At 62.9% G+C, this 19,867-nt stretch carries 21 protein-coding genes; 17 read left to right on the forward strand and 4 right to left on the reverse strand.

Annotated features, from left to right (window positions below):
- The coding region (locus tag KNW02_RS13430) for a DNA methyltransferase (RefSeq protein WP_216033793.1) at window positions 1-343 on the reverse strand (343 nt) is incomplete at its 3' end.
- A gap of 999 nt (window positions 344-1,342) precedes the next feature.
- Here KNW02_RS13430 and KNW02_RS13435 point away from each other — a divergent pair.
- From KNW02_RS13435 to KNW02_RS13505, 15 genes are all read left to right on the forward strand, one after another.
- On the forward strand, window positions 1,343-1,816 hold the full coding sequence (locus KNW02_RS13435; RefSeq protein WP_216033794.1) for a DUF3768 domain-containing protein: 474 nt from the start codon (window positions 1,343-1,345) through the stop codon (window positions 1,814-1,816).
- A gap of 262 nt (window positions 1,817-2,078) precedes the next feature.
- Window positions 2,079-3,929, forward strand: a complete 1,851-nt coding sequence (locus KNW02_RS13440; protein ID WP_216033795.1) for a ParB/RepB/Spo0J family partition protein — start codon at window positions 2,079-2,081, stop codon at window positions 3,927-3,929.
- A gap of 70 nt (window positions 3,930-3,999) precedes the next feature.
- A complete protein-coding gene (locus KNW02_RS13445; protein ID WP_216033796.1) occupies window positions 4,000-4,233 on the forward strand; it encodes a hypothetical protein in 234 nt (77 codons plus the stop codon).
- 3 nt (window positions 4,234-4,236) lie between these two features.
- On the forward strand, window positions 4,237-4,653 hold the full coding sequence (locus tag KNW02_RS13450) for a hypothetical protein (RefSeq protein WP_216033797.1): 417 nt from the start codon (window positions 4,237-4,239) through the stop codon (window positions 4,651-4,653).
- A 584-nt stretch (window positions 4,654-5,237) separates the two neighbouring features.
- Complete coding sequence (locus tag KNW02_RS13455; protein WP_216033798.1) at window positions 5,238-5,492, forward strand: hypothetical protein; 255 nt, start codon at window positions 5,238-5,240, stop codon at window positions 5,490-5,492.
- A 269-nt stretch (window positions 5,493-5,761) separates the two neighbouring features.
- The gene (locus KNW02_RS13460; RefSeq protein ID WP_216033799.1) at window positions 5,762-6,349 is read left to right on the forward strand and encodes a hypothetical protein; all 588 of its coding nucleotides are present in this window, start codon (window positions 5,762-5,764) and stop codon (window positions 6,347-6,349) included.
- 843 nt (window positions 6,350-7,192) lie between these two features.
- Window positions 7,193-7,384, forward strand: a complete 192-nt coding sequence (locus tag KNW02_RS13465) for a hypothetical protein (protein ID WP_216033800.1) — start codon at window positions 7,193-7,195, stop codon at window positions 7,382-7,384.
- Between the two features lie 474 nt (window positions 7,385-7,858).
- A complete protein-coding gene (locus KNW02_RS13470) occupies window positions 7,859-8,485 on the forward strand; it encodes a hypothetical protein (protein WP_216033801.1) in 627 nt (208 codons plus the stop codon).
- Between the two features lies 1 nt (window position 8,486).
- On the forward strand, window positions 8,487-9,098 hold the full coding sequence (locus tag KNW02_RS13475; RefSeq protein ID WP_216033802.1) for a DUF6927 domain-containing protein: 612 nt from the start codon (window positions 8,487-8,489) through the stop codon (window positions 9,096-9,098).
- A gap of 61 nt (window positions 9,099-9,159) precedes the next feature.
- On the forward strand, window positions 9,160-9,948 hold the full coding sequence (locus KNW02_RS13480; RefSeq protein WP_216033803.1) for an N-6 DNA methylase: 789 nt from the start codon (window positions 9,160-9,162) through the stop codon (window positions 9,946-9,948).
- Window positions 9,949-10,305: 357 nt separating this feature from the next.
- Entirely contained in the window at window positions 10,306-11,124 is an 819-nt protein-coding gene (locus KNW02_RS13485; protein WP_216033804.1) for a chromate resistance protein ChrB domain-containing protein, read from the forward strand.
- A 3-nt stretch (window positions 11,125-11,127) separates the two neighbouring features.
- Window positions 11,128-12,420, forward strand: a complete 1,293-nt coding sequence (chrA, locus tag KNW02_RS13490) for a chromate efflux transporter (protein WP_216033805.1) — start codon at window positions 11,128-11,130, stop codon at window positions 12,418-12,420.
- A gap of 602 nt (window positions 12,421-13,022) precedes the next feature.
- Window positions 13,023-13,916 (forward strand): ArdC family protein, encoded by an 894-nt coding sequence (locus tag KNW02_RS13495; protein ID WP_216033806.1) that lies wholly within the window; start codon window positions 13,023-13,025, stop codon window positions 13,914-13,916.
- Window positions 13,913-14,098, forward strand: coding sequence for a hypothetical protein (locus tag KNW02_RS13500; RefSeq protein WP_216033807.1), 186 nt, complete (start codon window positions 13,913-13,915; stop codon window positions 14,096-14,098). The genes KNW02_RS13495 and KNW02_RS13500 overlap by 4 nt, the downstream gene beginning before the upstream one ends.
- 11 nt (window positions 14,099-14,109) lie before the next feature.
- Window positions 14,110-14,277: a hypothetical protein gene (locus KNW02_RS13505; protein ID WP_216033808.1), complete on the forward strand. Its 168-nt coding sequence runs from the start codon at window positions 14,110-14,112 to the stop codon at window positions 14,275-14,277.
- Window positions 14,278-14,495: 218 nt separating this feature from the next.
- On the opposite strand, the gene KNW02_RS13510 is transcribed toward KNW02_RS13505, so the two are convergent.
- The 3 genes from KNW02_RS13510 to KNW02_RS13520 all read right to left on the reverse strand — a co-directional run bounded on the left by KNW02_RS13510 (window position 14,496) and on the right by KNW02_RS13520 (window position 16,527).
- On the reverse strand, window positions 14,496-14,879 hold the full coding sequence (locus KNW02_RS13510; protein ID WP_216033809.1) for a hypothetical protein: 384 nt from the start codon (window positions 14,877-14,879) through the stop codon (window positions 14,496-14,498).
- A 273-nt stretch (window positions 14,880-15,152) separates the two neighbouring features.
- Window positions 15,153-15,788 carry a hypothetical protein gene (locus tag KNW02_RS13515; protein WP_216033810.1) on the reverse strand — a complete coding sequence of 212 codons (636 nt, stop codon included), beginning with the start codon at window positions 15,786-15,788 and terminating at the stop codon, window positions 15,153-15,155.
- On the reverse strand, window positions 15,781-16,527 hold the full coding sequence (locus KNW02_RS13520; RefSeq protein ID WP_216033811.1) for a nucleotide-binding protein: 747 nt from the start codon (window positions 16,525-16,527) through the stop codon (window positions 15,781-15,783). Before KNW02_RS13520 ends, KNW02_RS13515 begins: the two co-directional genes overlap by 8 nt.
- A gap of 693 nt (window positions 16,528-17,220) precedes the next feature.
- Here KNW02_RS13520 and mobC point away from each other — a divergent pair.
- The gene (gene mobC / locus KNW02_RS13525) at window positions 17,221-17,799 is read left to right on the forward strand and encodes a plasmid mobilization relaxosome protein MobC (RefSeq protein WP_216033812.1); all 579 of its coding nucleotides are present in this window, start codon (window positions 17,221-17,223) and stop codon (window positions 17,797-17,799) included.
- Complete coding sequence (locus tag KNW02_RS13530) at window positions 17,796-19,859, forward strand: relaxase/mobilization nuclease domain-containing protein (RefSeq protein ID WP_216033813.1); 2,064 nt, start codon at window positions 17,796-17,798, stop codon at window positions 19,857-19,859. The genes mobC and KNW02_RS13530 overlap by 4 nt, the downstream gene beginning before the upstream one ends.
- Window positions 19,860-19,867 lie beyond the last annotated feature (8 nt).

Consider the following 19,867-nt stretch of genomic DNA (forward strand, 5'->3'; position numbering starts at 1 on the left):
CATCAATGCTCACCCAGATCGAGCCATCCTCTGCCAGCAGCTCCCGCAGCAGTTCCAGCCGGGGCCACATCATGGCCAGCCATTGGGAATGCTCCAGATTGTCGTCGTAATGCTCGAATGCCGAGCCAGTATTATAGGGCGGGTCGATATAGATGCATTTCACCTGCCCCGCGTAATAGGGCAGCAGCGCCTTCAACGCCTCAAGGTTGTCGCCCTGAATCAGCATATTGCCCGCATCCCGGTCGCCATAGCCAAGCCCCTCGACCTCCTCCAGCAGCCGGTAGGGCACCTTGTCGGCGGCGCGCACATCGTCGTCTCGGGTCAACCAGCGTAGCGTGGGCATCTGCTCGGGTCTCGTTCATTCCTGGGCGGATATAATCCGCAATGGGCAAGAAAACCGCTGGATGCGGCAGCATCGCGCAATGCAGAGATGCCCCTCGCTTTAGACTCAATTTGCGGCTGAAGGTCCACCTGATGACGACAAATCGCGAGCGGCGCACCGCACGACTATTTGCTCTCCGAATTAATGGACCTCCTCCTGTGACGCTGTGGCGTTGCCATAGAGTGATTCCGGGAAGCAGCGTGGTGGCGTCACCCTTCGCGGGCCGCGCCCCCGGTTCCGGCCTGCGGCCTCCACCCGAGCTGATCGGGTCGCTGCGCGCGGCTGCGGCATCCGGTTGAATGTCTCGTCCCGAGCCATCCCCCCGAACCCCGGTCATGCGCGCCCTGCCCCGACGATCTCGGCCCTCGCGGGCGGGCCCGCTGACGCAGGCGCAAGGCGCTGAGCGAGACAGCATGGATCGAGCGAAGCGCCGGGAGGCGATCCACCCAGAACGAATTACGCGAAACGCGGAACGGGTTTTGCGCCCGCAGCGATCCGCTGATGGCGGATAGCAGGTGGCGAATGGCGGACGGCAATCGGCCACCCAGGGCGATGGGCAGTAGGACAGACGCGACCCGCGCTTGAGGCGCGGCCCATGACGGGCTGAGGACGTGCCGGGGGATCGACGCGGCCTGCGTCCGCGCTCACCCCCGCCCCGACGATGTTTCCGTTTCCCTTGTCCGCCACGCATCCCTGCGTCTGACGGTCAATGGCCAAGCGCCGCGCGTGCCGCGCGTCGTCGTCCAGGCGGGCCGTGTCCTCGGCTGCGCCTGCGGGCCGCACCACCCCGCCTTCCCGAGCCTTGACAGTCAGCCCCAGGGCCGCGGGCAGGGCTGCGCCCTCCCCGCTTTGCCGTCCGAAAGGCATGGGGCCTTTCGACGACAAGCAGAGAGGTCTCGCCCATCGGCGGAAAGCAGGCACCAAGGCCGCACCGCCCGTCGCAAGAGAAGGACGATGCCCATGTTGGCCGAAGACAACTTTGCCGTGGATTTTTGCTGCACCACCTGCGGCAAGATCATCAACGCCCTGACCTGCCCGAGCCATTGCCCGCAATGCCACGCCGCCGCGCCCGATCACGGTTTCCCGACCGCCGAGGCCGTGACAATTGCGGAGCAGAACGACCGTTTCCGGGCAGCGCTGCTGACCGGGACCGCAAGCGATCTGCGCGGCCAGGTTGTCGTGACCTCTGCCGTCAACGGCATGGGTAGGGATTTCCTGACCGCCGCGCTGATGGCGGTGGCCGGGGATAGCACCTTCACCCCGGATAATGACCCTTACGGCGATCATGGTTTCGGCACCGTCACCGTGCTGACCCTCAAGCTGTTCTGGAAGCTCGACCTTTACGACGAGGAACTGGTTTACGGCTCGCCCGCACCGGCCAACCCCGCCGTCACCCGGCGCGTCCTGACCATCATGTTCCCCTCCGATTACTGATCGCCGCAATCCGGCCCGCATCATGCGTTCCGCGCGGGCCGGTCAACTGCCACGGCAACCGGAAAGGAGGTGAGAACAACGAACCAATGGCTTGAACAGCGCATCGCGGAAGCGTGGGCGCTTATCAGGAAGGGCGGTCACTCCGCAAAGATCGGCCGCGCCTTCCTGAACCAGCACGGGGTCATCTGACCTCACGCCTCACCCGATCACGGGTGGGGCACCGATAACACGAAACCACAGTCGCAAACAAGGATATGACCCCATGAAACAAGGTGCCATCACCACCGCCCCGATCCAGTATTTCCCGCTGGACGCGCTCTATCTCTCGGACATGAACCCACGGCAGGACGTTGATGCCGACCGCATCGACCTGCTGGCCGACAGCATCGTGGCCGTGGGCCTGTTGCAGAACCTCGCGGGGCTTGCCGACGAGGCCGGAAAGGTCGGGATCGTTGCGGGCGGTCGCCGCCTGCGCGCCCTGATCCGGGCCTTCGAGAAACACGCCGACCTGCTGGACCGCCGCCCGGAACTGGCCGAAATCCCGGTCCGTCTGGCCCCCGACGCGGCCACCGCGCGGGCATGGGCCAGCGTCGAGAACGCGGCACGCGAGGATTTGCACCCCGCCGATGAAATCCGCGCCTATGGCCGGATGGCCGACACCGGCAGCGACGTGCCGACCATCGCCCGCGTGTTCGCCGTGACCGAGGCCCATGTTTATCGCCGCCTTGCGCTGGCGGCCCTGCCCGCCCCGATCCTCGATGCGCTGAAAGCGGGCGAGATCACCCTTGAGGCCGCGAAATGCTTCACCGTGGCCCAGGACGAAGCCCTTGCACTCGATATTCTGGACCGGCTGCGCGGTCAGGACGTGTCGGCCCACCGCCTGAAACAGCTTCTGCAACCCGAAGCGATCCGCGACACCGACCGCCGCGCCGTCTATGTCGGGCTTGCCGCCTATGAAGGCGCGGGCGGCACCATCACCCGCGACCTGTTCGCAAACGAGGTGTTTCTGGGCGATGGCGCGCTGCTGGACCGGCTCTTTGCCGAGAAACTGGCGATGGACGCCGAGGCCATCGGCCACGGCTGGACATGGGTCGAGGCCAGCCCGGAGTCGTGGATCAGCTATGATGTGACCTCGAAGCTGGACCGCATTTACCGGATCGAGGGCGAACTGTCCGAGGAACAGGCCGAGCGTTTCGACGAATTGTCGGAACTGGCCGAGGCCGAGGCGCTGGACGCGGACGGACAGGCCGAACTGGCTGCGCTGGACGCCATCGCCCAAGGCGATTTCACCGACGCGCAGCGCGACCATGCCGGGCTGTTCATCTTCGTGGACAGTCGCGGTCAACTGACCGTGCAGGCGGCTTACGTCCGGACCGAGGACCGCGAGGCCGCGATTGCGGCGGAGGTGCTGACCGGACACGCCGCCCGGAGCCGCGACGGCAGCGCCGCCGATGCCGCCCCGAAATCGCCCATCAGCAACGCGCTGCGCGACGATCTGGGCCGGGTGGCGCAGGGCGCGCGGCAGAATGCGGCGCTGCGCGATCCCGATCTGCTGATCGACCTGCTGGCCTATCAGTTGAGCCACGGGCTTGCATGGCGCAAGCCGTTCGGGATCTCAATGGAGGACGTGCCGAACTGGCCGACCACCGAGGCCGAGGGATATGCGCTGGACGAGCGCCTGACCGCCAACCCGCCGAGGGACATGCATGGCAAGGACCTTGCCAAATCCTTCCGCGCCTTCCGTGCCAAGGGGGCCGAGCATGTTCGGGGCGAACTGGTGCGGATGCTGGCCGCGCATTACAGGGGCGGGTCCGATGAACTGGCCGCGCTGATCGACAAGGAGACGAAGCCCGCGATCCGCGACGTCTGGACGCCCACCGCCGCGAACTTCTTTTCCCGCGTCGGAGGCCCTTACCTCAACGGGTTGTGGCGCGATCTGCTGGACCTCGCCACCGATCACCCCACCGCCACCAGCTTCGCCAAGCTGAAAAAGGGCGAGAAGGCGGCAAAGCTGGAAACCCTGTTCAGCGATGCCGACACGCGCAAGGCGCTCGGGATCACCGAGGCGCAGGAGGCCCGCATCGCGGCGTGGCTGCCCGAGGGCATGGCCTGATAACAGCGGGGCGCGCGTGATCATCGCGCGCCCCGGTCCCTGCAACCCGGTTTGAGAAAGGACAGCACAGATGGATTATGCACACGAAAAATCATGGCACGGGCTGTCCTGTGCCTGCGGCGGGGGCTACCGCGTCGGCCATGCCATCGGCTGCGCATACGCAACCGCCCAAGACAATCTTGGCCAATTGGAGTCTGATCTGGCGCGTGCCGTGGCCCACGGCGATCATGCGGAAGCCGCCGATCTGCGCCGCATCAGGGACGGGATCGAGGCCGTCGCCGCACGTTCCGCCACGGGAGGCTGACCGATGCGCTTCGTCAGATCGTCCCGTCACCCCTTTACCGACACCGCCCGCAAGCGGGCCGCGCTGGCCCGCAGACAGAAAGCCGACCGGGAGGCCCTGCCGCTCTTTGCCGCCGAGATCGCGGCCCGGCAGAAAAGCCCCGACGACGTGATGCAGGCCCGCGCGAATGCCTGGGCCGCGCACGAGGCCCGCAGCCGTCAGCGCCGCGCCGATCAGTGGCGGCGTGCCCGCCGCCTGATCGACGCCATGCCACCACGGCAGCGGCGCAGGGTCCGGGCGGCATGGGACGGCGCACCCTATCCCGCCTATCCGGTCTATCTGCTGGATTTCCTGCACAGTCTTGAGGCCGGGCGCATCGCCCTCGATGCCCTGCCCTTCACTCGGCGGCGCGTGAACCCGCGCGGTCATGCGATCGCCTGAAAAACGGCGGCGGGAGTCACCCGCCGCCAGTCCAACAGGGAGGTTTGTTCAATATGTCTGACTGCACGACACATCGCCATCCTGTTTTTGCCGTCCCCTGCCCGACCTGTCAGGCGAGTGTCGGCGCATGGTGCTGCCGCCCGCGCGGACGCTATCGCGACTGAGCCTTACGCTTTCCTTCTGCGACGAAGGTTGACTGGCCCCGCCTCGTGCGGGGCTCTTTTTGTGACGAGGCAGGGGTTGCCCTGTCCTGCCCTCGGCAAAGCGCCGGGAGACAGGACAGGCCCGGCGCTTCGCGCCGAGCCGCGCCCCTTGGCGCGGCAGTTCCAAGCAACCGCCGCAACAATCGTGCCTGGCTGTTAACCCGGCCGAACCTCGGCCGGGGCCAGGCCGCACCACCCCACACGGTCTCTGGATTCTCCCACACGGGTCAAGGACGGCGCCGCGCCGAAGGGGCGCGGCTTGCAAGCGCCCGTGCCGGGCGTCCCTGACCTCGCGTGTCCGAAACCGACGACCGCGCAGGGCGGGCGATATGCCTTCTCCGGGACGCGGCAATCACCTATATTGACACCAAGGAGACCAACATGGCGAACGCCTTGCACATCGACACTCTCAAATTCGCCCGCAAGCTGGCGGATGCCGGCCTCGATCAGAAGGCCGCGGAGGCAATCGCGGAAGGCATGGCCGAGGCAGATACCTCGACGCTCGCGACCAGGCAGGATCTGGCCGAAGTGCGCCGCGATATGGCTGAGTTCAAGGCGGATCTCTTTCGGCACCTTTGGATCATGGCGGCCGGCATCGTCGGTTTGACCGTTACGCTGATCAAGATACTGCCCTGAATGATCGGCGGCCCCTTCGGGGGCCGCTTTACCATGTTTCGAGCCCGGATGGCGCAGGAAAACAAAGGGCGGCTGACGCCGCCCCTCCCCGCACTGAGCCAGCTTGCAGGAAACAACCAACCGGACCAGCGCGGACATTCGTCCAGAGAGCAGAGAAGGACGGCTCCGAGCCCGAAGTTCTGTATGCTGCGTGACGGATAAAGTTTTGCTTTGTATAGTTAAGCACATGTCATATTATTCGTTCCATCTTCTTTAGTCTGGAGGAATGAATGCGTCCTTTTCTTCAAGCTTTTTCTATTGTGGCAGTTTCACTGAACCCTATGGCGGCCTTGGCCGGCAACGAGTTTGTCACCATGGAGTCCGTTCGTTTTGGACCAGACGGACAAGTCGTCGCCAGCCTTAGTGCCGGAAATGAAGTGCAAACCGATGCGGATGGTTTTGTTTCTTTTGAAGGACAAGCCTTGACCTCTGACGGAATAGCAACGCCTCTGACAGTTCGCGTTCAAACAGCAGGACGTGCTGAGGCACCTTCCCTTGAAGAATATGCAGAAGCTACTGGCATCGTTTCTTTGACCGGGCGAACAACATTCAATCCCTCAATCGAGGGCGTTGAAATTGAAAAGACAATCTACACGATTAACAGCAATGTAGATCAGTCAGCGGGCTCGATCACGATAACCGATGAACCACTGCCCGCTATCGTCGGCTGGCTAATAATTGCGGGCGCCGCGAGTTTCACAGGCGTAAGTGCGGCGATAATATTCAGTTGTAACGAAGATGGTGGAAAGCCCACGGCCACTATGAGCGCGGACCTTTCTGATGGAAAAGGTGAAGTCTCTGTAACTTGCGAGCGTTGATTTCAGTAGCGCCAAGCACGATCAGACATTGCCGATTACCAAGACATTGAACCCGATGCGCTTTTCTCGCCCAGAAGGAAACGTTGAAGCTGACGACATGAACAGCAGCTTTCCGCATAGCGGACGCCAGGCCGAGGCGAAGGGCGGCTTTTCATCCTTAGTGTGTGCTGAACGCTTTGGCATGAACATAATCGATGACCAAGGCTGTCGGATTGCTCGCCGGACAATGGCGCATCGCCGGCAGGCCGGCGACCGTGCCCTAGTCGCGCTTTCGCGCGACCCGAGCCAGCCAGGGCGATGCGGTCGTCTGCGGCGCCTGCGGTCTGTCTCGTCCCGAGCCAGATCCTCGATCGCCGGTCCTGACCGCCCTGCCCTGCCCGTCTCGGCCCATCCGGGTGTCGGTCACTTTCGCGGACTGGCCTTCAGCCGTCGCGCACATCCGGATCATCGGGCAGGATTTCGGCGCCTACTGCCAATCCCGGTCGGTCACCCTCCCGCGGGGCGAGCGTCGTGCCGGGGACACAGGCGGCGGGGGTTTCGGGGGATGCCGGCTGGATTGCGGTTGACCCGGACACGACATGCGCAGTCCCAGCCCTTGCCATCCTTCCCGCTGCCGGATCGGTCGATCGCTTGGCTCCGTGGCCGGTTGGTCCTGTCCTGCAAGGGGCGTTTCTTTCTGATGAAACATGACAGGGCAGCGTGGCTGACGGCCTTCGGCCTTCAACGACGAATTTCCCCTGGCCTGCGGCCATTCCGCGCGAACCAAATTCGCCTTTGACAGCCGCTCTTTCCGCCCTGTCCGCAGGGGTTTCATCGAAACGCCAGGCAGGAAAGGAAAATCCAATGGCCACCGAAATCATGAAGCTCAAGGTCAAAACCGGCGAGAAGGACGGCAAGAACTTCTGGGACGACTGCGGGGTCCTCTTCATCAACCGCAACCCCGCCGGCGAGATCACCTCGATCCAGGTCCGCCACAACATGTTCCCCGGCGTCGATATGGTCGCCTTCCCCAAGCGGAACGACGACCAGGAGTAACGGCAAGGGGGCGGCGAAAGCCGCCCCTTCGCCGTTCCATCCCGTCGCTGCCGCGACGGCCTGCGGCCAGACAGATCATGCGCGACCCGCGCGAAGGCGCGGGCCATGATAGGCTGAGGACGTGCCGGGGGATCGACGCCGGCTGCGCCCGCGCTCACCCCCCGCCCCGACGATGTTTCCTTTCCCTTTGTCCGCCACGCATCCGGGGATCTGCCGGTCAAGGGGCAAGCGCCGCGCGGGACGCGCGTCGTCGTCCAGGGCGGGCCGTGTCCTCGGCTGCGCCTGCGGGCCGCACCACCCCGCCTTCCCGACCCCGTGACAGTCATCTCCCCGGCCACGGGCAGGGCTGCGCCCTCCCCGCTTTGCCGTCCGAAAGGCATGGGGCCTTTCGACGACACGCAGAGAGGTCCCGCCCATCGGCGGAAAGCAGGCACCAGGCCCGCGCCGCCCGTCGCAAGAGAAGGACGATGCGAGATGCTGCGCAATTTTGACGACCTGACCCGGAACGAGGGCCGCTGGCTTAATCTCTGGGGCGCATTCGATGTGACCGGGGAATATCTCGGCACCTTCACCCTCGATGAGTTGCGCGAGAAGGCGCAGGTGAAAGCCAAATGGGTCAGCGCCGTTCAGTATCTGGGGGCGGGCCAGCGCATTGATGACGCCGCGCTGGCGCATGACTGGAACGGGCTGCCGTCCGGCACCTGCATTCTCGACTTTACCGGGTTCCGCGTCTCGCCCGTCCGCGACATGGGTGGCAGCATCGAGGTCTGCGATCCCGGCGAACATGCGTTCTGGTCGGTCTATGGGTTTCATCGGGAGGCAGAGGAATGGCAGATCGTCCATGACGCGCTGTCGGACGATATCGGCGAATCCCTCGCCCGGATCGTGGAGCTGACCGGCGAGCTGGTCGAGTATCGCGACCTGTCGCATGCCTATGCCAACACCCGCCTGCCCGATCTGGTGGACCTGCTGTCGCAGCGCATCCTCGATGACATCCTCGATCAGGGTGATGCCGCCGCCCGCGCCGACGATCTAGACACGCACCCCCTGACCTATCTGCGCGAACAGATCCGCGCCGCAATCGAAAAGCGGAGGGGCTAACATGGGCTGGCTTATCTATAACCACACCCCGCCCTGCATCCGCGACGAAATCGCCCGGCTTTGTGGCGGCGAGGATGAAGAGCGCCGCAGCTATCCCGTGCTGATCAGCCGCAAGGGATCGGTCTGGTATGCAGCCGTCAGGTCGGAACCCAAGACCTCTGGCCGGCGCGAGGACGGGCTTTGCCCTTATGGCGACTACGTGACCGACGCAACCGGCGGTTATGTCTTTGCCGCGATCTTCCTGACATCGACCAAGGGCGGTAAATGGGGCTACAAGTCGATGGCGGAGACCGCCGGCCCCACGGATGCCGCCGCCCATGCCCCGGAAAAGCTGCTGTCGCTGCTGTCGGAGACGGTCAATGATCATGCGACCGACTGGCGGCAGCGGTGCCGCGATCACGCGGCCAGGGAAAAACGCCCGCTGAAGCCCGGCGACGTGATCCGCTTTGCCGAGCCGCTGCGGTTCAGCGATGGCACCGAGGGCTGCACCTTCCGCGTGAAGAAGGAGCGCTTCGCCGGCGCGAACCGCGCGACCACCTTCTTTACCTGCATCGAGACCGGGAAGGACTGCCGGATCAGCCGCGTCATGGCGCGGGACTGGTCCCGCATCTGACCGTCCTGCGCCGCGCCTGGCGGGCGCGGCGCGCGTTCCCCCGTATCTCAAGGAATATCACATGGCCCATCCCGCCGTGACCGACTTCCTGCGCGCGCTCGACAGCTTCGACCGCTCGAAGACCCGCACCGAGATCTTCCGCATCTTCTGCGAAATGGCCTGGTGCGCCCTGGCAAAGCGCGCCTCGCCCTTCCCCGACCAGCGCGACCGGCTTGAGGCCGACTACATGTCCTGTGTCGGGATGTTCCCGAACAAGGACGATGTGCGCCGGATGCCGGACATGATGGGCCTGGCCTTGCAGACCATCGCCGCCGGCGGCGTCGATTTCTTCGGCCAGGTCGCGGCCGAGATCGGCGCGCTCGATGCCCGCATGGGTCAGTTCTTCACCCCTTACGAGGTCAGCCGCATGATGGCGATGATGACCCTTGGCGATGTGGCGGCCCAGATCGAGGCGCAGGGTTTCATCACCATCTCGGAACCCGCCGCTGGCGCGGGCGGCATGGTGTTGGCCGTGGCCGATGTGATCGAGGAACAGGGTTTCGATCCGGCTCGCCATATCTGGGTGGAGGCCGTCGAGCTGTCCCGCGCGACGTTTCACATGGCCTATGTCCAGATCGCCGCGCGCGGCGTCGCCGGGCGCGTGATCAACGGGAACAGCCTGTCGCTCGAAACCTACGATCAGGTATTCACCCCTGCCGCGCCGATGTTTCATGCGCTGAACGGCCATCCATTCGCCAAGCAGCGCGAGGCCGAACGGCAGGCGGCGGAAGCCGAAAAGGCTGCTCAGGCGATGCGCCAGGAGCTGCTACGCGGCTCAGTGCCGGCCACCGCACGCGCCGTCTGGCAATGACGATTGACGCAGGCAGATCAGCCGCTTACGCTCGATCCTGCTGAATTGTTTTGGCATTCGTTTCTCTATTGTTCAAATCCTTCTGCGACGAAGGTTCAACTGGGCCGCCCTCGGGCGGCCCCTTTCTTTGCCAGTGAACTTATCCACAGTTTCTGGGGATCGTTCCGGGGATAGCACAATGCCGAAGGGCGGCTTCGAGCCCTTTTTTCCATTTGTTTTGCGATGCAGCAAAGGTCTGTTCTGGAGCTTGACGGTTGCGAAACCCGAGTTTAGACAGGGGGTTCAGGGGTCCGCAAGAACCCCGTGAGGCGCCAGCCCAATCTTGCATCCTTCCAACCTGTTTAAGGAGGATGCTTAATGGCGTCATACAATGAAATCCCCGTATCGACATTGGCCCGCTTGGTGGGCACACCTGATTGTCCCGTACTGCTTGATGTGCGCATTGATGAAGACTTCGATGCGGACCCGCACCTGATCCCTGGCGCGGTGCGTCAACCATTTCTTGACGTGATTAAACTTGCCCACGATCTCACGGGCCGTCCGGTCGTTGTCTACTGCCAGAAGGGCCTGAAAATCAGCCAGGGTGCCGCCGCGTTGTTGCGATCAGCCGGTGCGAAGGCGGAAGTCCTCGAAGGTGGGCAATTCGCCTGGAGAGATGCCGGGCTTCCGATGGTCCTTGCGGAAAAGCTGCCGCCACTAGATGCCAGCGGACGCACAGTCTGGGTTACACGTCACAGGCCAAAGATCGACAGGATTGCCTGTCCCTGGCTTATTCGCCGGTTTGTCGACCCGAATGCCCAAATACTGTTTGTCGCCGCATCGCAGGTTGCCAGTGTCGCAGAGCGTTTCAATGCGACGCCCTTCGACATTGAAGACGTTTTCTGGAGCCACCGCGACGAAAAATGCACGTTCGACACGATGATTGAAGAGTTCGGCATCAGTCATGATGCGCTTGAGAGATTGGCCGTAATCGTGCGTGGTGCCGACACCAACCGGCATGATCTGGCACCCGAAGCGGCGGGACTTTTGGCCGCCTCACTGGGTCTGTCTCGAATGTATCGTGACGATCTGGAACAGCTCGAAGCTGGCATGCTGCTTTACGACGCATTCTATCGGTGGGCGCGCGATGCCACGGATGAAGGGCATGCCTGGCCCGCTGCATTGACGAAGGCGTAGGTTATGAGTGGTTCCAGTGACGTCCTGATGGACAAAACCCCGACGCTCGCGGAGGCGACACGGGTTTGGTGGAAGATCGGCATCCTGTCGTTTGGCGGTCCCGCCGCCCAGATCGCGCTCACGCACAAGGAGGTCGTCGAAAACCGCAGCTGGCTCTCTGAGCAGCAGTTCCTGAATGCGCTGAGCTTTTGCATGCTCTTGCCCGGCCCCGAGGCGATGCAGTTGGCTACCTATGCCGGGTGGCGGCTGCATGGCACGCTCGGCGGCTTGATCGCCGGGCTGCTGTTCGTCTTGCCCGGTGCCGCCGTGATCATGTTGCTGGCGACAATCTACAGCATCTATGGCGATGTACCGCTGGTGGAGGCGCTGTTTTACGGAATCAAGGCTGCCGTTCTGGTGATCGTGGTCGAGGCATTGTTGCGGGTCGCGAAAAAGGCACTTTCGCAGCGCGCGCATTGGCTGATCGCGGCATTGGCGTTTATCGGGATATTCTTCTTGTCGATCCCCTATCCGTTGATCGTCCTAATGACGGGCCTGTTCGGCTGGTTCATGGGAACCGTGGACATGGATCGGAAGGCCGTGGACATGGCGCACGTGTCGGTGGGTAAGACGAGCCTTACGATCGCAACATGGCTGGCGATCTGGCTACTGCCGCTGCTCGCCCTCGGATGGTTGGGCGCGCCGGACATCCTGGTTGAGGTCGGCAGGTTCTTCTCCACACTTGCCGTCGTGACCTTCGGCGGTGCTTATGCTGTTCTCGCCTACATGGCACAGGATGTCGTTGTCCAGTTCGGCTGGCTAACCGCAGGCGAAATGGTCGACGCCCTTGGGTTGGCGGAAACGACACCTGGCCCGCTTATCCTGGTCACACAATTCGTCGGGTTTCTCGCCGGTTTTAAGGACGGTGGGCTTTTGCTTGGCCTGAGTGCTGCCGTGGTGGCGCTTTGGGTCACCTTCGCGCCGTGCTTTCTCTGGATATTCGTTGGCGCACCTTACATCGAATGGATATCGAACCAACCACGACTGAGAGGCGCTCTCAAGGCAATCACCGCCGCCGTCGTGGGCGTCATCCTAAATCTTTCGATCTGGTTTGCGCTGCATGTTCTGTTCTCTGGCGTGAACCGGCAGAAGCTGGGACCCATAACGCTTTGGCGGCCTGACCTTGCAACCATCGAATGGCTCGCCGTAGCCCTGTTCATCCTCAGCGCCTTCCTGGCTTTCCGGCTACACTGGGGTATCATTAGGATTCTGTTGGTGGCGTCGCTTCTTGGAGCTGGTTTGAGGTTGTTTCTCTGAGGTCTACCCGAAGAACATGAAAAACTCGGACTGCCTTTGCGATGCGCCGTACCCGTAGTGCGGTCCGGATCAGAACGGCTCACCCTGTGCGCGGCATCCAGAAAGGGAACTTTGGTTTCGAGACAACGTCAGAAGCGGTCATTCGAAGCCACCGCAGCGAACTGGCGCTTCGTCCCGCATAGCAGACTGACGTAATGCCGCACCAACAGTAGTTCGGCGGCCCGCCCACGAGGCGCGGGCCGTGATGGGCTGAGGACGTGCCGGGGGATCGACGCGGGCTGCGCCCGCGCTCACCCCCGTCCCGACGATGTTTCCTTTCCCCTTGTCCGCCACGCATCCGGTGGGATGCCGGTCAAGGGGCCAGCGCCGCGCGTGCCGCGCGTCGTCGTCCAGGCGGGCCGTGTCCTCGGCTGCGCCTGCGGGCCGCACCACCCCGCCTTCCCGACCCCGTGACAGTCATCCCCCCGGCCGCGGGCAGGGCTGCGCCCTCCCCGCTTTGCCGTCCGAAAGGCATGGGGCCTTTCGACGACACGCAGAGAGGTCTCGCCCATCGGCGGAAAGCAGGCACCAAGCCCGCGCCGCCCGTCGCAAAGGAGGCCGACATGGCAGCGAAGTTCGATATCTATCAGCATGTCACCGATCAGATCATTGCCAGCATCGAGGCGGGCACGCCGGCATGGCGCAAGCCCTGGACCGGCAATGCTGGCGGTATCCCCTTCCCCCGGCGCAGCACCGGCGAGTTTTACCGGGGCATCAATATCCTGATGCTGTGGGCAGAGGCGGCGGAGAAGGGTTTCCGCAGCCCCTACTGGTTCACCTATCGGCAGGCGCAGGAGGCTGGCGGACAGGTCCGCAAGGGCGAGAAATCCGCCATCGTCGTCAAATATGGCACCGTGGACCGTGAAGACCCCGAGACCGGGGAGGAAAAGACCATTGGCTATGCCAAGTCTTACCGGGTGTTCAACGGCGACCAGATCGACGGATTGCCCGAAGCCTATCATGGCGCACCCATCGAGGAACCCCGCGACCTCGGCACCGAGGCAGATCCGGCGCTTGAGGCGTTCTTTGACGCGACCGGCATCGAACGCCGCACCAGCGACGATCCGCGCGCCTATTACGATATCGCCGGGGATTTCGTGCATATGCCGCCGGTTTCGACCTTTCACGATGCGGGCGGATATTATGCCACCCTCGCCCATGAATTTTGCCATGCCAGCGGCGCAGCGCACCGGCTGGACCGCTTTTCCCGGTTCAGCGACCGGGCGGCGTATGCGTTCGAGGAACTTTGCGCCGAATTGGGGCAGGTCATGGTTTGCGCGCAACTCGGCCTGACGCCTGATTTTGGGCAATCGGCGGCCTATGTCGCATCCTGGTTGCGGGCGTTGAAAGACGACAAGCGGATGATTTTCAAGGCCACGACCGAGGCCCAGAAGGCCGCCGACTGGCTCATGAAAACCGCCCCCGCCGGGATGATCGAGGAAAGGGACGCCGCGTGAGCGGCCCGACCCCCCTGCCCGTCCTGACCTGCCGCAAATGCGGCAGCGTCAACCCGATGGCGATGCTTGCACCGGTAATCCTGCCCGGCGATCCGGACGGAACCTGCATCTGCATGGATTGCGCGCAGGCGCGCGGCTGGCTCGACCGCGACGGCAACCTGAAACCCGGCATCGAGCTCTAGCAGGCCGTGCCATGATCTATGAATTGCGAGACCATCCCGACGATCTGCCGATCCCCTGCGATACGCTGGACGAAGCCCGCCGCAGGGCGCGGCATCGGGCCGAGCGGTTCGGTATCCCGGTCCTGATCTATGAAATGGACCCCTTCAGGGGCGAACGCTTCATCGAGGAAATCAACTGAGGACGATCCCCGGCCAGCAGCGTTCTGGCCGGGGGTGATTTTCGCGGCCAGGATTGACGCTGCGCCGCCCCTCCTGGCCGCGTCGGCGCCGCTGGCGCAGCGCCGGAAGCGGAGACGCGGCTTGCGCCGCGTCGCAGCCTTCTCTGGCTATGCCACCCGGGACGTTACCCACAGATTTCCTCGCGTCCCTTCGCTCTTTGGGGGCGCGTCTCGCTCGTTCATCTGCGCGGCCCTTCCGCCTGGTGGCGTTCGGGCTGGATAACCTGCCGGCCGGCGCCGCCAGACCGGCGCGTGGCGATCACCGCCCTGCGGTCTTCATCGGGCATATCGGCGAACAATAGCTGCGCCAGTCGGATCTGCCCACGGCGGCCGAGCTGCCGGCGCGCGAGGCGCTTGCCACAGGCCAGGAAATACGCGCGCAGTTCCTCATATGTCGCCATCGCGGCCCAGAACTCCGCATCGTCTTCAATATGGCCGAAGGGCACCAGCGGTGTATCCGCGCGTGCTTCCTCCAGGACGGCGGACATGACCATCTCCGCATCCTGCCAGTCACATGCTTCAATCGCGTCCAGAAGGTTCTGAAACCGTTCCAGCCGGGACATGTGGCCCCCCTGCCCTTCCGCCTGGCAATCGTTACCGCGTCGATAGGTCATCTGCGCCCCCCGTCTCCATCGGGGTGCCCCCAAATGGAGCCTGCCCCGAAAACTTCGGTTTTCGGGGTCTGGCCTCGCCGAGAGTGGGGGTAGCAGAGGCAAGGACAATCGACGGAAGTGGTGCGGCCCGCAGGCGCAGCCGAGGACACGGTTCTGTCTATTGTCCTTGCCGGCGCGAGGGGCAAAGCCCCTTAGCTCTTCGGACCAAGGGTTGGTTGTTCGCTAGTGCCCGAGTTTCTTCAGATATTTCTCGAAGTGATCCAGGAATTGTCCGCGTATCCAGTGGCTGACCAGCCGGTTAACCTGTCCAATTCCGACGGGATCCAGCTCTGACTTAAGGTGGGTCTCTGTTTTCGCCGGGATCTGCCATGTCGTGCTGATGCTGAATCCGACATTTTCTTGCCGCTCAGGCTCAATCTGGCCGTAGCGGATGCTGTTCAGGCGTTCCAGCAATGACGGCTTGATTTCATTGAGAGCGGCCAGCGCGACCTTTCTTGCAGGACAGCGTGCCTTTTCAGCTGCCCTATTCGCCCGAGCGGCAAGCTCTGCCGGAACAGCGATATGCAAACGCAGCTTTGCCGTTGTCGTTGGTGTATCTACGGATCGTGCAGATTTCGGCGCGGCCGGCTCTCTGGCGGCCCCTTCGGTCATTTGTTCGTCTGATGGCTCGATCGCGGTAGATGGCGGAGCCTCTGCCTGACGCTTGTCATCTTTCGCTGGTACGGCCTCCATGGGAGCCTCGATCTCTTCCGGATCTTCGCGAAACATGAATTTCTGCGCAGCCGGTTTGCGCTCTATGCGCTTGGTATAGTCCTCATCCGGCTTGACGACTGGAGTGAAGCGCTTTCGTTCAGCCATCGGCCTGCCCCTTCTTGATGATTTCGTCTATGGCACCCAGAACGCTTTCCATCTCGGCAATTGCCACATCCATGTGCTTGGCGTTCGCCTTGTTGACCAAATTATCCCGAATGGCACCAAGCATTCCTTCAAGGTCCATGCGGACATAGGCCGCTCGCTGCATCACCGGTTCGGTGAGTGTCGGCATCGTCGTCATGATATGCATGTAAGCCGTCTCTTCGGCTTCATTCCGGCGTACTGGAACTGCGCTCAGCATGACGCGGCTCGGCGGGACAGCGGCCGGGTCCGCGGCCCGCCTTTTGAGGTTCGCGTGCCATTTCAGGGTTTGCGTGGTTTCGGTGACGTCGGACCGTGACAACTTCGATGGGATCACGATGAAATGCGAGATCATTGCAAGGTCGTCGATGGCCTCTGAGGCTCCACCAAACGTGTCGATCAGGACCAGGTGCTCCTGGTCGGGCATGTCAAATAGTCGGTCGATGGTTTCACCGATTTCGGCGCTGTCCAGAGATTTGATGACCGTCACATCCCCAGCCCAATTTCCCAGCTCCTTGGCATTGAGCATCCACTGGTAGGCACTTTCGCTGCTGTCTGTATCGAAGATCGTGACGCTTTCCCCGCGTTCGGCCGCGGCACTGGCAAGGCCTTTGACGAGAGTCGATTTCCCGCAGCCCCCTTTCCTGTTCATCACCATGACGACGCGGATGCCGTTCGGGCCGTCTTCTTTCTTCTCTTCCATTCATCGCCCCTACTCATTTTTCGGTGCGCTTTGCTCTCAAGTCATGCCGCCGATCGTTGCATCCACGGCATAGTAACGCGAACCGCAGAACGCATTACGCAAAGCGCGAAACCGTATACGCAGAACACATAAAGCAAAACGCGATACTATTAAACCAAAAAGCGAAACAACGAACGCAGACCATCGAACGCAGAGCATCGAACGCAGACCATCGAACGCAGACCGCCGAACGCAAACCGTAGAACGCATGACGCGAAAGCGAAAACGCAGAACGCAATAACCGAAACATGTAAACCGATACCAATACACCAAAACGGACAACGATTAAACCACAAGCGTAAAACTAAAACGCGAAAGCCAGAACGCCAAGCCTATGCCCCGTAACGCTTAACGAACTACGCAAAACGCCGAACGCCAAACACTGTATCTGCAAAAAAGCTCTATTTTGGCCCACAGCGGACGGTAAGGGCCTCGCGCGGCCCCGCCCAGCCAGAACTGTTTTTGCGGCTGTCAGGGCACACTAACGGCCGTCTGGCGACGCGCTTTGGTCGTCGGCTTGGCTTCAGGCTGGGCCTTTGACGCGTGGAAAAAGGGCTATGGAACTCACGATGTTCGTGCTATTTGGGTCTAAGGTTGTAGATAAGTGGTTGGCAGGAAGTGCGTATTGTAAGACAAAATTCGCGTAGAGCCGATTTGTCGAAGGGCGGGCAGGCGACCCACCTGACCACGGCGACCCGCGATCAGATCGTGGCGCGGCTCAAGGAGGGCGTGCCGGTGGGCCGGATTGCGTCGGAGTTCGAGGTCGCGAAGAGCACGGTCTACCGGCTTCGCAGTGGCGCCATTGCCCCGAAGCGCCCTGCATTTTCCCCGACGGAGATGGTGAACTTCCGGATCTCGGTGGGGGAGAAGGAGGCGTTCGAGCAGGAGCTGGCCCGTGCCGGGTTCAAGGATCGGTCGGATGCGTTGCGGGCGCTGGTGCGCAATTCGGTCGGTTTGCTGGACCGGAACTTCGCGTTCGTGGGCGAGGTGAAGGCGCTTTACGACGAGGTGTCGGCGATCGGGGTCAATGTGAACCAGATCGCGCGGGCGGTGAACCGCGGCCAGGCGCCGCCTCTGAGGGAGGCGGGCAAGGATCTGGCGGAGCTGAAATCGCAGCTTCGGAAGGTTCTGCCGGCGCTGAATGCTGTTGTCCAGGAGGCGCGGCGGTCCAACGAGCGGGTTTGGGCGGCGGCGCGGGCCGCTGATGCGGCGGGTGAGGGGGAGAACGAGTGAGTTTCCTTGCCGACGACGATGAAGGCGTCACGATCCGCCCGCATCTGCGGAAGGTGCGGGGCGGTAGTCGCTCGGGTGGTCGGCGCGGGTCGGGGCTGTCGGGCAGCCTGCTGAACAAGTGGAATTTCGCGGAAGGCTCGCGGGCCGCCGTTTTCAAGAAGATCGCTAGCGGCGGGACGCATACGCGCCACCAGATGCGCCGGCAGATGGATTACATCAACACCAAGGCGCAATACACGTTCGGGTTCAGCGATGCGCTGACCGACGAGCGGCGTCAGTCCGAAGCCACCCTTGAGGCCATCGCGGATAGCTGGGAGGCCAGCTGGCAGGGCACACCGAAGAATGGTCACACGTCGCATCTGCTGATCTCGTTTCCGCCTGACACGGCGCCGCGCGATGCGGCGGCCATCGCCGAGGAAATGTGCGAGCGGGCGTTCGGGTCGGAGAAGGAATTCGCCGACGATCGTTGGGAATACATCGCGGCGCTGCACACGGACCGGTCGCACCCGCATGTGCATGTGCTGGTCAATAATCGCGGGGTCGAGAACGGCAGCTGGTTCTATCTGTCGAACAAGCTGGATGCGCCGTTCACCTACCAGGGGTTCCGGAACCTGATGGTGTCGGTGGCGCAGGATTACGGCGTCCACCTGGAGGCGACGACGCGCTACGAGCGTGGCGATCTTCAGTATTCGCCATCCTCGGCGCAGTGGCGGCAGGGCAGGGTGCCGGGCCAGCGGGCGCTGACGGATCGCGTTCTGGGGATGCTGATCGACGAGGCGGACGAGTGGGGAGAGGTGGCGAAAGCCGCGAAGATGGTGGGCAACGCGCGCGTGGCGGAGGTTGCGGACCGGATGATCCAGGGCATCGCCACGCAGAACCCGATTTCAAGAAAGGAATTCGAGATGGCACTTGAGAATGTCGAGACCCCGGAAGATTTCGAAGCGGCGATCCAGGGATGGGCGGAGCGGATGCGGGACAAGGTCCTGGAACTTCCCCCGGAGATGCAGGGCAAGCACTTCACGGCGATTGGCAGCTTCCTTGACGATGTGAAGCAGGAATACGGCGTTGTTGTCGAGGTTGAGGGGATCGCGCATCCCGGCCCTATGGCGAACAGCCTGCATGCCGATGGACTGCTCTTGCGCGACCGCGCGGTCGAGTACCACCCAAACAGCAATATTGGCTTGGAGCCTGATGACGTCGGATGGGATGAGACGTTCGACAAGACAATGGATCGGGCAGTCGAGATGTACTCGGCGGGCGTCAATTCTGACGAAGAGATCAGTCAGCGAGTGTTCGATTACGAGATGAAAGATATGCGCCAGCTCGGTTACGACCGGACGGCGCTTGGAGAGCGGTTGCTGGAAATCGAAGATGCAGCAAAGGCCCGAGAGCCTGAATATCGTATTGCGCTGCGCGCGGTCGAGCTTGCCAATGTCGATTACAGCTTCGAGGCCCGCCCCGGCGCGGTCGCGGATTTCTGGCAGAAGTTCGACGAGTTGTCGGGTGATGCCGGGATCGACCGGCAATTCGCCAAGGGCGTGTTCGAGAACGACCTGCTGAGCGACGATCAGAAGCGTGATGTTCTGTCCTCGGCGGTCGATCCCGAACGCGGCCCGAAGATCTCGGCCGACGAGATGTTCGACAGGGTTCAGGAGGTGCGTGGCGAGATGCGGGCCAATATCATGACGCCCGACAGGGATTACCTGCGGTCCTTCATGCAGCGGCTCACCGAGCGCGAGTATCCCTCCGCGGCGCCAGAGTTCGCCAACCGCGAGAGCGAGCGTGAATACGTGGCGGCGCTTCGGGCCGAGTTCGGAACCAAGGGCTTCGAGCGCATGGCCGAAGGGGATTACCGGGATCTCCAAGCCATCACGCCGAACCGGCTGCACCAGCGCGAGCTGGCGGCCTCGGTGATGGCGATGGCGGAGCGTCCGGAACATGCCGCGAAGTTCGATCTGTCGCGTGATCAGATTGCCAAGGGCTATGAGGCGGCGGATGAGCCCCACAAGGCGCGGCGTGTGCTCAGCCAGAGCAGCACCGGCGACGATTTCTCGCTCTGAGGGGAGGG

It is taken from the genome of Paracoccus marinaquae (assembly GCF_018860165.1).
Lineage (GTDB): Bacteria > Pseudomonadota > Alphaproteobacteria > Rhodobacterales > Rhodobacteraceae > Paracoccus > Paracoccus marinaquae.

What these genes read in the sequence shown, in the direction of transcription:
- KNW02_RS13435 (WP_216033794.1), top strand. Translation starts at nt 1,343, where the DNA reads ATGTTGGCCGAAGACAACTTTGCCGTGGATTTTTGCTGCACCACCTGC.
- KNW02_RS13440 (WP_216033795.1), top strand. Translation starts at nt 2,079, where the DNA reads ATGAAACAAGGTGCCATCACCACCGCCCCGATCCAGTATTTCCCGCTG.
- KNW02_RS13445 (WP_216033796.1), top strand. Translation starts at nt 4,000, where the DNA reads ATGGATTATGCACACGAAAAATCATGGCACGGGCTGTCCTGTGCCTGC.
- KNW02_RS13450 (WP_216033797.1), top strand. Translation starts at nt 4,237, where the DNA reads ATGCGCTTCGTCAGATCGTCCCGTCACCCCTTTACCGACACCGCCCGC.
- KNW02_RS13455 (WP_216033798.1), top strand. Translation starts at nt 5,238, where the DNA reads ATGGCGAACGCCTTGCACATCGACACTCTCAAATTCGCCCGCAAGCTG.
- KNW02_RS13460 (WP_216033799.1), top strand. Translation starts at nt 5,762, where the DNA reads ATGCGTCCTTTTCTTCAAGCTTTTTCTATTGTGGCAGTTTCACTGAAC.
- KNW02_RS13465 (WP_216033800.1), top strand. Translation starts at nt 7,193, where the DNA reads ATGGCCACCGAAATCATGAAGCTCAAGGTCAAAACCGGCGAGAAGGAC.
- KNW02_RS13470 (WP_216033801.1), top strand. Translation starts at nt 7,859, where the DNA reads ATGCTGCGCAATTTTGACGACCTGACCCGGAACGAGGGCCGCTGGCTT.
- KNW02_RS13475 (WP_216033802.1), top strand. Translation starts at nt 8,487, where the DNA reads ATGGGCTGGCTTATCTATAACCACACCCCGCCCTGCATCCGCGACGAA.
- KNW02_RS13480 (WP_216033803.1), top strand. Translation starts at nt 9,160, where the DNA reads ATGGCCCATCCCGCCGTGACCGACTTCCTGCGCGCGCTCGACAGCTTC.
- KNW02_RS13485 (WP_216033804.1), top strand. Translation starts at nt 10,306, where the DNA reads ATGGCGTCATACAATGAAATCCCCGTATCGACATTGGCCCGCTTGGTG.
- chrA (WP_216033805.1), top strand. Translation starts at nt 11,128, where the DNA reads ATGAGTGGTTCCAGTGACGTCCTGATGGACAAAACCCCGACGCTCGCG.
- KNW02_RS13495 (WP_216033806.1), top strand. Translation starts at nt 13,023, where the DNA reads ATGGCAGCGAAGTTCGATATCTATCAGCATGTCACCGATCAGATCATT.
- KNW02_RS13505 (WP_216033808.1), top strand. Translation starts at nt 14,110, where the DNA reads ATGATCTATGAATTGCGAGACCATCCCGACGATCTGCCGATCCCCTGC.
- KNW02_RS13510 (WP_216033809.1), bottom strand. Translation starts at nt 14,879, where the DNA reads ATGTCCCGGCTGGAACGGTTTCAGAACCTTCTGGACGCGATTGAAGCA.
- KNW02_RS13515 (WP_216033810.1), bottom strand. Translation starts at nt 15,788, where the DNA reads ATGGCTGAACGAAAGCGCTTCACTCCAGTCGTCAAGCCGGATGAGGAC.
- KNW02_RS13520 (WP_216033811.1), bottom strand. Translation starts at nt 16,527, where the DNA reads ATGGAAGAGAAGAAAGAAGACGGCCCGAACGGCATCCGCGTCGTCATG.